Source organism: Pseudoalteromonas phenolica, assembly GCF_005876835.1.
GTDB classification, from domain to species: Bacteria; Pseudomonadota; Gammaproteobacteria; order Enterobacterales; family Alteromonadaceae; genus Pseudoalteromonas; species Pseudoalteromonas phenolica_B.
In genome coordinates this window covers 71,054-81,997 of record NZ_PPSW01000034.1, presented here as the reverse complement: position 1 = coordinate 81,997, position 10,944 = coordinate 71,054, and the positions used below count along the sequence as shown (strand labels likewise).

Here is a 10,944-nt window from a genome sequence, read left to right as displayed (position 1 = left end):
CTGCCATTTTGTGTTTTAAGCTAAGTAATGATTAATACAATAAACTGTATAACTTTCTACGATATGTGCCTGCTAGTGCATCGCCGTCAGGTAAGCTGGCAATCAAATCTAAATAATCTTTTTTCGCTGTGCCAAAGTTTAAGTCTTTTCTTAGCACAGACAGTAATAGCTCTAGCGCCTGCTCTTTTTTACCCGCTTCGGCCAGTAGCGCTGCGAGCTGTGCTTTCAAGTCTTTGTTTTCAGGATCTGCATTTAATTGCTCGGTCAGTGCAATGATCTTTGGAGATTCCTGTGCACTTTGTGCCGCATTCAACTTAGCTTGCAGGTTTTGATAATATGGGTCGCGTTCAGATTCGACAACACTATCAAGTAACGCCTGACCATCTTCAAACTTTTGAATTTGAATACAGATATCAGCCAGTACCAGTTTCACACGGGTATTTTCTGGGTCAATCGCATAGGCTTGCTTGGCATAGTTAAACGCCGCATTTTGATCGTCATTTGCCAGCGCTTGCTTAGCTTGCTCAAGTAATAATGCTTCAGGGCTTGGTAAATGCTCAGCCAATGCCTCTTTAATTTCAGCATCGCTTTTAGGACCTGGTAATACGCCAACTGGTGCGCCATTTTTCAATAACACAATCGTTGGTAACGCCTGTAAGCCAACTTGCTGTGCTAGCTGAGATGCCAACGCTTGTTGTGTATCACAATCTATTGTCGCAATAAGTAAGTGCTCTTTGTAGCTTTGTGCTAGCACTGACAAAATATTCGCTTGTTCAATACACTCAGGTTGCTGCGCACTGAAGAACGTCATTAGAACCAGTTTATCGGCACTTTGCTCAGCAAGAACCTGCTGGATATTTTCAGGTGTTAATTGAATTTGGTTGTCCATAATTCACTTCTTAAATCTATGTATTATTCACTATATTGCGACTCTTCTCGCTTTTTCAAGCCTTGCTTTTCGCCCGAGGAGATTTAGCACTGCTTTTACCTTTACTCGCACTGCGCTTACCCTTTTTAAAACGCCTAAAACTGGCTTTGCCCTTACCTGCTAACCCTTGGAAACTAGCAGTTTGTGTGTCTTGTAATAAGCGATTTAAATGCACTTCAACTGAGCCCATAAACTGATTATACGATTGAGACTTTTGATAAATCTGCTCAAGAGATTGCTCCCAAACAGCGGTCATATCAGGGCGCCCGACACTTTCTGGTAACGCTTTGATCACGCTTTGCCCAATTTCGGTAGAGTGAATGGCTTTACCCTTACGCTGTAAATATTGTCTTTTAAAGAGTAGTTCAATGATCCCTGCACGCGTCGCTTCTGTGCCTATGCCATCAGTCTCTTTCAATATTTTTTTAATTTCTGGATCGGTCACATAACGGGCTATGCCCGTCATGGCAGCGAGTAATGTTGCATCGGTGAAGTGCTTTGGCGGCGACGTATGCTTTTCGATAACCTGTGCATCAACACACTGCACTTGCTCACCTTTTTGCAGCATTGGCAACTGAGCAAGCTCAGCCTCTCTTTTTTCTTGCTTGTTGAACAAGACTTCCCAGCCCTTATCAATCAGGCTTTTAAATTTAGAAGTAAATAACCCACCTTGAATAAGTGTATGGATCTCTCGCTCTGCGTAGATACTTGGCTCAAAAAATTGTGCCAAGTAGTGCCTTGCAATCAAGTAGTAAACGTTTTGCTCATTTTGGTTCAGCGAGCCGCTCGACTTTTTTGAGGTCGGAATAATCGCATGGTGCGCTCCGACTTTACTGTCGTTCCATGCAGATGACTTTATCTCTAAATTCGCTTTGCCTGTAAAAGCGCTTAATTTATCGCTAATGGCATCAATGGCGCCCACTACAGAACTGCGCTCTTTGTAATGATCTTTTGGTAAGTAACGGCAATCTGATCTGGGATAAGTGATCAGCTTATGCCTTTCATACAAACTCTGACAGGTATCAAGTACCAACTGGGCGTTCATGCCAAATACTTTGGCCGCTTCTATTTGTAGAGTCGATAAACTATGCGGCAAAGGGCGCGACTTTTTACTTTGGGTGCTTTTATCTTTGCTCACTTCACCCGGTTGGTTTTTAACTCTGCTCGCCACATTTTCAGCTAAGCCTTTGACCAGCACGCGACCTTCTTCATCCATATAAGGCTGACAGGCCTCACTTGGCTGCCACTTGCCCACATAGCTCGCACCAGTTTGGGTGTTTAACTGCGCTTCGACTTCATAAAACGGCTTTGAAACAAAATTAGCAATCTCCCAATCGCGATAAACGACCAACCCCAATACCGGAGTCTGCACTCGACCAATAGATAACACGCCTTGATAACCCGCTTGCTGCCCTTTGATGGTACTCATGCGTGTCATGTTGATGCCATAAAGCCAATCGGCACGCGCACGAGACAACGCTGAAACCGACAGCGATAAATAATCGAGGTTAGGTTTTAGGTTATTGATGGCCTGCTTGACTGCTGAAGGGTTTAAATCGCTTATCAGACAACGGAGAGTTTGCTCTTTTTGTGCTTTAGTGGCACCACAAAAGTTAATCATTTCGTCTATTAAAAGCTGCCCTTCTCGGTCTGGATCGCCCGCGTTGACAATGGTTTTAGCCGACTTAATTAACTTTTTAACGGTATTAAACTGCTTTTTAGTTTTGCTCTTTGCTACTAGCTGCCACTGCTCGGGCACGATTGGTAAATCAGCAATCGCCCACTTTTTAAATTTAGGGTCGTATACTTCAGGCTCTGCCTGCTCTAATAAATGGCCAATACACCAAGTGACAATATCGCCGTTCGCCGCTTCAATAAAGCCATCGTTATTCTTATGAGGTTTAGGTAGCGCATTGGCAATGGCTCTGCCTAATGACGGTTTTTCAGCGATATAGAGTTTCATTGTTATATTTATATACTGTATAAATTAACAGTTATGATAGAGCAATGGCGTGCTAAGTGCCAGAGTTTAAGTTTCAGCCATAAAAAAAGCGCCCATAAAAGGCGCTTTGGTTAAATGATATGTTGAAGTCTTATAGAGCGTTGAAAACGTCGTCTGTTTTCGCTGCACATACAAAATCGTTCTTATGCAGGCCTTTGATAGAGTGGCTCCACCAAGTGATTGTCACTTTGCCCCACTCTGTTAGAAGACCAGGGTGATGACCTTCTTCTTCAGCCATGTCGCCCACTTTGTTAGTGAACTCTAATGCCTGCTTGAAGTTTTTGAACTTGAATACACGCTCAAGTTGCATGATGCCATCACGCACTTCTGGAACCCAATCAGGGATCTGCTTAATTAATACTGCTAACTCTTCATCTGACACTTTAGGCGCATCAGCACGACACGCTTCACATTTTTGTGCACTTAAATCAGACATTACAAAATCCTTAACTTGCTAATTTTTCTTTAGGGGGAAACTTTGGCTCAAATAAGCCTAACTCTTTTGCTTCTTGTACTAACGCCATGATATCCATTTGTGAGATATCGAATAAATCATTAATTGAGTTAATTGTGTAGTACACAGGCTGCATAATATCAATGCGATATGGCGTACGTAGAACATCTAGCACTTCTAGTTTGTTGATTTCTGGCGTATCAGAGTAAACATATTGCGTTTCTCCCGGGCTTGAAAGCACACCACCGCCATAAATACGTAAACCGTCTTCAGTTTGCATTAAGCCAAACTCAACCGTGAACCAATACAAGCGTGCTAAATATACACGGTCTTTTTTCTCAGCGGCATAACCTAGTTGACCATATTTATGCGTAAACTCTGCAAATGCAGGGTTCGTTAGCATGGCGCAGTGACCAAAAATCTCATGGAAAATATCTGGCTCTTGCAGATAATCAAACTCTTCACGAGATCGAATAAAAGTTGCTACAGGGAACTTTTTGTTCGCCAATAGCCTGAAAAACTCATCAAAATCGATCAGTGCAGGTACAGGCTCTACTTGCCAACCTGTTTCACGACCTAGCGCTTCGTTTAACTCATGAAGTTGAGGAATACGGTCGTGTGGTAAGTTAATTTTCTCAAGGCCTTCCATGTACTCGTTACATGCTTTGCCTTCAATACACTTTAATTGACGTGCAACCAACTCAGACCATATTTTATTTTCTTCTTCAGTCCAAGCGATGATGCCATCTGCATCAGGTTGCTTTGATACATATTTACTTGCTTTAGCCATAATAACCTTCGCTGTTAGTTCGCTCTTGCCCCAGCTTGAGCGCTTCAACTTGTTGACTTGATACTAGGGAAAAGTAAGCAAAAGATTAATAGATGAGATGTTTCAAGGGATCCTGAAAATTCGAATTTTTGGAATTATTTATTTACGCCAGCGTAAACAAAATAAGACAGGTATATTTAAAAAGGGACTCGCAAGCCCCTTAAGTAAACTTTAGGTTACGCTAAATTTGCTTAAATGCCTGTTCTAAATCAGCAATGATGTCGTTAACATCTTCTAAACCAACAGAAATTCGGATCAAACCATCTGAAATGCCCGCAGCTTCACGCTCTTCTTTGGTGTAAGGCGAGTGTGTCATTGAGGCTGGATGCTGAATGAGTGTTTCTGGATCGCCTAAACTCACTGCTAACGTACACAGTTCAGTCGCATTAATAAAACGCTCACCTTGCTCTAGGGTGCCATCGATCTCAAAGGCAATAACGCCACCAGCCCCTTTCATCTGCTCGCCCAAGAATTTGTAACCCGGGTGAGAAGGTAAACCAGGGTAATACACTTCACTGACTTTAGAATGCGCATCTAAGAACTCAGCGACTTTTTGTGCACTTTGGCAGTGCCTTTCAACACGTACAGCCAGTGTTTTTAAGCCTCGGTTAATCAACCAAGCATCATGCGGACTGATGGTCGCACCAATATCTTTCAATACCGTAAGCTTTATCAGCTCTATGTGTTCTTGAGAACCACATACCGCACCTGCGACGACGTCACCATGGCCATTAAGGTATTTAGTTGCACTGTGGATCACGATATCTATGCCGAAATGTTTTGGCTTTTGCAGTAGCGGTGTCATAAAGGTGTTATCCACCACACTGATCAAATCATGCTTTTTAGCAAACTGACCCAGCATCGCTAAATCTATTACCGTCATATTTGGGTTGATCGGTGTTTCAACAAATACCATTTTAGTATTTGGTTTCACAGCGGCATAAAGCTCTGCTTCGTTGGTCATATCCACAAATGACACCTCAATGCCCCACTTAGGTAGCATGTGAGAAAACAGCGCAAAACTACAACCATATAATGCGCTAGATGCAATTAAATGGTCGCCTTGCTCTAGAAAGCTCAGTACAGATGCAGATACCGCCCCCATGCCTGTGGCAGTTGCCGCAGCATCTTCCATCTCTTCAAGCTGCGCAAGCTTTTGTTCAAGCTCACGGGTAGTCGGATTACCCAAGCGAGTATAAATGTAACCAGCTTCTTCACCCGCAAAACGCGCCGCACCTTGAGCTGCGTCTTTAAATTGAAAAGTAGATGTTTGATATAGTGGCGCGGTTAACGCGCCATGTGGGTCGTCAAAATGGACAGGACTATGGATGCAATTGGTGTTGTCATGATACTTCGTCATTTTATTGCCTATGAATTTATTATTATCAATAGACCAATAAATAATCCAGCAAGTAAAATTCCACAAGCAAGCCAGATGTTAAGACGGCTAGATGAGCAAAACCCTCTAAAAATCGTACAGTTAAGTTGTCAGTTTAATCATTTTTAGACGTTTTGGTACGCTCTAATAAAGCAGATAAAATACCTTGTGCTGATTGCCCTAATAAGGATTGCTTTTGCTCTAGCTTAGGGAGTGGTCTACATAACTCCATGGTTTTGTAGCCTAAGCGCGCTGTAAACACGCCTGCACTGAGGCCTTGTGCAGCTCGCGCTGACAACTTACCCAGCAACTCAGCACCCAAGCTGGTCGCCGCTAAGTCAGATACCAATTCGGACGCACCAGCAAACAACATCTGTTTAACCAATTGCTTGTACAACATAATGCGACTGCGATACGCCAGTTTGATACCGTAGTGTTGGCTTATCTTTTCAATCAAGCTGATACCACGCCACAGCACCGAAAGCATATCAAGTAATGCCATCGGACTGAGAGACACCAAAAGCGCTGACGTTTTTGCATGTTGGTTAATTATTGCTTTTGCCTGCTCATCTTTACTGACCAGTAAGGTTGTTTGATATAACTGTAAAACTTCTTTGTCAGTATGGTGCGGTTTTAGGCTGGCTTTAAATTCTTTTACTTCTGCATCGGTATGTTGTTTTAGTAAGGGTTGTAGCCAGGTTTCTGCTTCACCAATTTGCGTGCTACTCATTAACCGAAGCGCATCATTTTGGCGCAGGTTTTGTTGTTTCAACGCTTTTAATGAAACCGCTTCCTTGAATAAGAATTTGCTCAGCACCAATAACGCAGAAGTCAGCACAAAGCCATAAAGCCCTGCTAGTAATATAGACTCTTGCATTGCCTCAATGATGGTGTAACCCGTTTCAACCGCGATTAATAACAAAAAGCTAATGACGAAAATGCCTTTGAAATTGAAGCGACTGCTTTTAGGTTTAAATACTGGCTCTAACTCTTGTTCAAACTCACTGCTTCCATCAATGACATCTAGTTCTTCGACTATTTCAAAGCGCTTGCCTGTTTCTAACTCTTTTTGGGTCTCGCCGACATCACCGACATTAATACGTCTACCCGGTTTTAATTGAGCTGATTGATTGTCTGTCATTGCAATTTATCTCCAATTAAAAACTGTAGGGCATGATCTAAACGGGTATGGGTTAACTCGCCTTTGGCGCTTGGTAATGGCGCGAATGAAATAAACTCGAAACCATGAGTCGGCCACTGACTTTGAGTAATAAAGTGGTTAGGCGGTTCTGGCGGCAAATAAGTGAGCCATTCATCTTCATTGAGTGGCTTGCCATAGATGCAATCTAAGGCTTTGTCGCCTTCTTTTATACGCTTCGCCAGAGTGCTTTGCACCGATGACATCGCCATTGTTTCAATCTGCACGCCATTAAAACGCATATCATTGGCTTGCTCGCCTACCAAGTCATGCAATAACTGCGCTATGGCCACTTGCTGAGTGCCATTCACATGGTCGCACTTATTCGCAGCAAAAAGTACTTTATCAATTTTTGGTGAAAACAAGCGCTTAATTAAATTAGAGCGGCCGTAATTAAATGATTGCAACACGGCTTGAAGCGTATGTTTTTGTTCAAGCAAAGATTGCGGGCCATCATTTAGGGCACTCATCACATCAACGAGTACCAACTGGCGGTCAAATTCGCAAAAATAGTTTTTATAAAAAGGCGTGATAACTTGCTTTTTATACGCCTCAAAACGGCTGGCTAAATGGCTATATTGACTATTTTCTTTGTCGTTACTCTCACGGCACGGGAAGAACAACAAGATTGGGGCATCTTCTAAATCACCAGGGATCAATTGTCTTCCTGGTTGCAGATAAGCGAGCTGTGTCTGTGATTTTAGCTGCTTTAACGCTTGCGTGTAGAGATTAGATAACTGCTTAAGCACTTGCTCATCAATATTTTTTTCACTATTGAATTGTTCGAGCTCAGTTAGAAATGGCTGTGCATATTGTCTGTATTCTGGCTTTTCAAACAAGTTGAGCATTGACTCACTCCAGCTTGCATAATCTTGCTCAAGCATGGGCAAATCAATTAACCACTCTCCCGGGTAATCAATCAACTCTAAATAGAGGGTACTTTGCGGTGAAACATGCTGCTTTAGTCCATGCTTGGTTTCGTACCGAATAGCAATCGTTAAAGTATTAATGCGTTTTGTAGATTCAGGCCAATTGGGCTCAGAATTCAATAAACAATTTATGGCACTAGGGTAATCAAAAGTAGGAATGTCTAACGCGGACTGTGGTACTTGTTTAGCTGCAATCAGGCGGTCATCCTTTACGACATCAAAAAAAGGTAAATTCTGTTTGTTGGTTTGTGTGGTTAAATGTTTTACGAGCGCTGTTATAAATGCCGTCTTGCCGCTGCCACTAAGGCCAGTAACGGCCAACTTTACATGCTGATCTAGGCTACGATGGAGGGTCTTTTGGGCTTTTTGTTTGAGTTTATCAAGGTTCACGTGGCTGAATAAATTCGGACTCATTATAACAGTATCACTCCCTGTTAGAGAAAGCGTGCGGCCTACACTAAAATTTAGCCGCACTCGCTTGAAGATGATGGATATACCAATTTTATTGATTAAATGTCCTTTCTAATGAACTAGATAGTCCCTTAACTTTTATCTGCCGCAATGAGCGAACAAAACTTCAATGTAATTGGTATTACAGCTTATTAATTTCACGTGACACAGTAAACTCACTTGATGTCACATAAGTTTCCATATTTTGAATACGACCGTCTAAACGGGTTAAGCGATCTTTTAAGTCGAATAGCGCCTGACGAGGTGGTTCGCCCTTTTGCCATACTTTAAACTTCACTGAGATTGGATCAATCTCATCAAATTTGCCCGCATTCTGCGACATATTTGGCTCTTTTTTATCGAGAATAAACCAACAGGCTATATACACAACGACAAATAAAGGACCTCCAGATAACAATACAGCTGTGATAAACAGGATGCGAACCAGCCATAATTCCATATTGAAGTAATCACTTAGACCTGCACATACGCCTGCTATTTTTCCACGTTTTGGATCTCGATATAGTTCTTTCTTTAGATTGTTCATACCTTACGTCTCCACTGTGGTGACTCCTGATCTAATAATGCTTCAAGGGTCTCAACGCGTTCAGCCATTTTCTCAGCTTTATTAGCCAGCTCTAACAGTTGGCGATGTTCGTGTTCGCTTAAACCTTGGCTTACTTGCTTCTTACTGCGATAGTGAAGAATGAGCCAAAGTGGGGCAACAATCACCATAAAAATAATAATCGGGGCAACTAAAACTTCTAAATCCATCATCAATACTCCTATAACTCAACCTGTTGTGTCAGTGCCTGCCTAGGCAGGCACTTATTAACTTTTATTCTTTGTTTGCTAACTTTTTCTTTAAAGCCGCTAGCTCGTCATCAACTTGCTCATTTTTTTGTAAATCAGCAATTTCATCCGATAGTGACTTTTTACCTAAATCATAAGCTTCTACTTGTGATTCTAGTCCATCGATCTTGCTTTCGTAGCGCTCGAAACGATTAAGTGCATCTTCAACTTTTGAGCTGTCTAATGCCTTTTTCACTTCTAAACGAGACTCAGCTGAACGCTGGCGTAGCACAATGGCCTTTTGTCTCGCTTTCGCATCGGCTAGCTTATCTTGAAGTGTTGCAACTTCTTGCTGTAATTTCTCAATATGAGACTCTACATGCTCAAGTTCTTTTTCAACACTTGCTGCCGCATCTGATGATTTTTGTCTTTCAAGTAGTGCTGAACGTGCTAGATCTTCACGATCTTTAACCAGTGCTAGCTCAGCTTTTTCTTGCCATTGTTGTGCTTCTTGATTTAGTTGCTCAACACGACGTGCTAATTCTTTCTTCTCAGCCAGTGTTTTAGCTGAAGTAGAGCGAACCTCTACTAATGTGTCTTCCATTTCTTGAATGATGAGGCGAACCATTTTTTCTGGATCTTCTGCTTTATCAAGGATGGCATTGATATTTGAATTAACAATGTCTGCAAAACGTGAGAAAATTCCCATAATCTTTACCTCTTCGGTTACTCAATTAATTTAACTGAGTTAGTAGTATCAAATTGCTTGCCAACTTTCACAGCAAATAAAAACAATAAAAATCAATACCTTATTAAATTTCAAAAACTTCTTTTTTTCAAGCTTTTTTTAAAATACACTAATAGTTAGCAAAAATAACTAAGAGTTAGGCAATATGAGTCAGTTTCGCCAACAGGATAATTTACTTGGCCAATCAGACAGCTTTTTAGCTGTGCTAGACAAGGTTTCACAACTTGCTCCACTAGATAAACCCGTACTAATCATCGGTGAACGAGGAACAGGTAAAGAACTTATTGCAGCCCGCCTTCATTATTTATCTGAACGTTGGGACCAAAACTACGTTAAGTTAAACTGTGCGGCCCTTAATGAGAACTTACTTGAAAGTGAGTTGTTCGGTCATGAAAGCGGTGCCTTTACTGGCGCAAGTAAACGCCATGAAGGCCGATTCGAGCGCGCCAATGGCGGTACATTATTTTTAGATGAGCTAGCAAACACCTCTGCCATGGTACAAGAAAAGCTTCTGCGTGTTATTGAATACGGTGAGTTTGAGCGTGTCGGTGGTAAAAGTACCGTAAAAGTAGACACACGATTAGTATGTGCAACCAATGAAGATCTACCCACATTAGCTGATAACGGTGAATTTCGTCACGATTTATTAGACCGCCTCGCATTTGATGTCATCACGCTGCCACCTCTTCGTGCAAGAAGAGAAGACATCGTCTTACTGGCAGAGCAATTTGCCATAAACATGGCCAGAGATCTTGATTGGGCACTGTTCAGTGGCTTTACAAAAAAAGCCATGGACAAGCTATTAGATTACGACTGGCCGGGTAACATCCGTGAACTAAAAAATGTAGTTGAACGTAGCTTATATCGCCATGGTAGTGAGCAGTTGCCTGTTCATGAAATTATTTTCGACCCATTTGAAAGCCCATATCGTCCTGCTCAGCGTATTAAAGCACCGACAAATATTGAACGCGCCCCAGAAGTAATAACCCCAGCAGCGGATGAAGTCTCCACTGCTACAGTTATTGAGCAAACTAAACAAGCTGAGAATAATTTTTCATTCCCATGCGATTTGAAAACACTGTCAAACGACTATGAAATTGAACTGCTGAAAAAAGCGTTAGAACATAGTCAATTTAACCAAAAGAAGACTGCACAAATGCTCAGTTTAACGTATCATCAATTGAGAGGTTATCTGAAAAAATACAATCTGTTAGATCAGAAACAAGAGGCGTAAAT

General features: G+C 41.8%; 11 protein-coding genes. 1 reads left to right on the top strand and 10 read right to left on the bottom strand.

All coding sequences use genetic code 11. The annotated features are described in order from the left end of the window. Positions 1-31: 31 nt before the first annotated feature. The 10 genes from C1E24_RS18770 to pspA form a co-directional block, all read right to left on the bottom strand. A complete protein-coding gene (locus tag C1E24_RS18770; RefSeq protein WP_138484116.1) occupies positions 32-889 on the bottom strand; it encodes a tetratricopeptide repeat protein in 858 nt (285 codons plus the stop codon). A 55-nt stretch (positions 890-944) separates the two neighbouring features. Beyond that, entirely contained in the window at positions 945-2,891 is a 1,947-nt protein-coding gene (locus C1E24_RS18765) for a DNA topoisomerase III (RefSeq protein WP_138484114.1), read from the bottom strand. A gap of 130 nt (positions 2,892-3,021) precedes the next feature. After that, a complete protein-coding gene (locus C1E24_RS18760; protein WP_130255287.1) occupies positions 3,022-3,366 on the bottom strand; it encodes a 4a-hydroxytetrahydrobiopterin dehydratase in 345 nt (114 codons plus the stop codon). Positions 3,367-3,376: 10 nt separating this feature from the next. Next, positions 3,377-4,174, bottom strand: coding sequence for a phenylalanine 4-monooxygenase (gene phhA, locus C1E24_RS18755; protein ID WP_138484112.1), 798 nt, complete (start codon positions 4,172-4,174; stop codon positions 3,377-3,379). A gap of 220 nt (positions 4,175-4,394) precedes the next feature. Then, entirely contained in the window at positions 4,395-5,573 is a 1,179-nt protein-coding gene (gene megL, locus C1E24_RS18750) for a methionine gamma-lyase (RefSeq protein ID WP_138484110.1), read from the bottom strand. Between the two features lie 133 nt (positions 5,574-5,706). Then, on the bottom strand, positions 5,707-6,732 hold the full coding sequence (locus tag C1E24_RS18745; RefSeq protein WP_138484108.1) for a TIGR01620 family protein: 1,026 nt from the start codon (positions 6,730-6,732) through the stop codon (positions 5,707-5,709). Beyond that, positions 6,729-8,132, bottom strand: coding sequence for a YcjX family protein (locus tag C1E24_RS18740; protein WP_138484106.1), 1,404 nt, complete (start codon positions 8,130-8,132; stop codon positions 6,729-6,731). The genes C1E24_RS18745 and C1E24_RS18740 overlap by 4 nt, the downstream gene beginning before the upstream one ends. A 178-nt stretch (positions 8,133-8,310) precedes the next feature. Beyond that, complete coding sequence (gene pspC / locus C1E24_RS18735) at positions 8,311-8,715, bottom strand: envelope stress response membrane protein PspC (protein ID WP_138484104.1); 405 nt, start codon at positions 8,713-8,715, stop codon at positions 8,311-8,313. Then, complete coding sequence (gene pspB / locus C1E24_RS18730) at positions 8,712-8,945, bottom strand: envelope stress response membrane protein PspB (protein WP_138484102.1); 234 nt, start codon at positions 8,943-8,945, stop codon at positions 8,712-8,714. Before pspB ends, pspC begins: the two co-directional genes overlap by 4 nt. A 61-nt stretch (positions 8,946-9,006) precedes the next feature. After that, the gene (gene pspA / locus C1E24_RS18725; protein WP_138484100.1) at positions 9,007-9,669 is read right to left on the bottom strand and encodes a phage shock protein PspA; all 663 of its coding nucleotides are present in this window, start codon (positions 9,667-9,669) and stop codon (positions 9,007-9,009) included. Between the two features lie 184 nt (positions 9,670-9,853). Between pspA and pspF the strand changes: the two genes are divergently transcribed. Beyond that, complete coding sequence (gene pspF, locus C1E24_RS18720; protein WP_138484098.1) at positions 9,854-10,942, top strand: phage shock protein operon transcriptional activator; 1,089 nt, start codon at positions 9,854-9,856, stop codon at positions 10,940-10,942. Positions 10,943-10,944 lie beyond the last annotated feature (2 nt).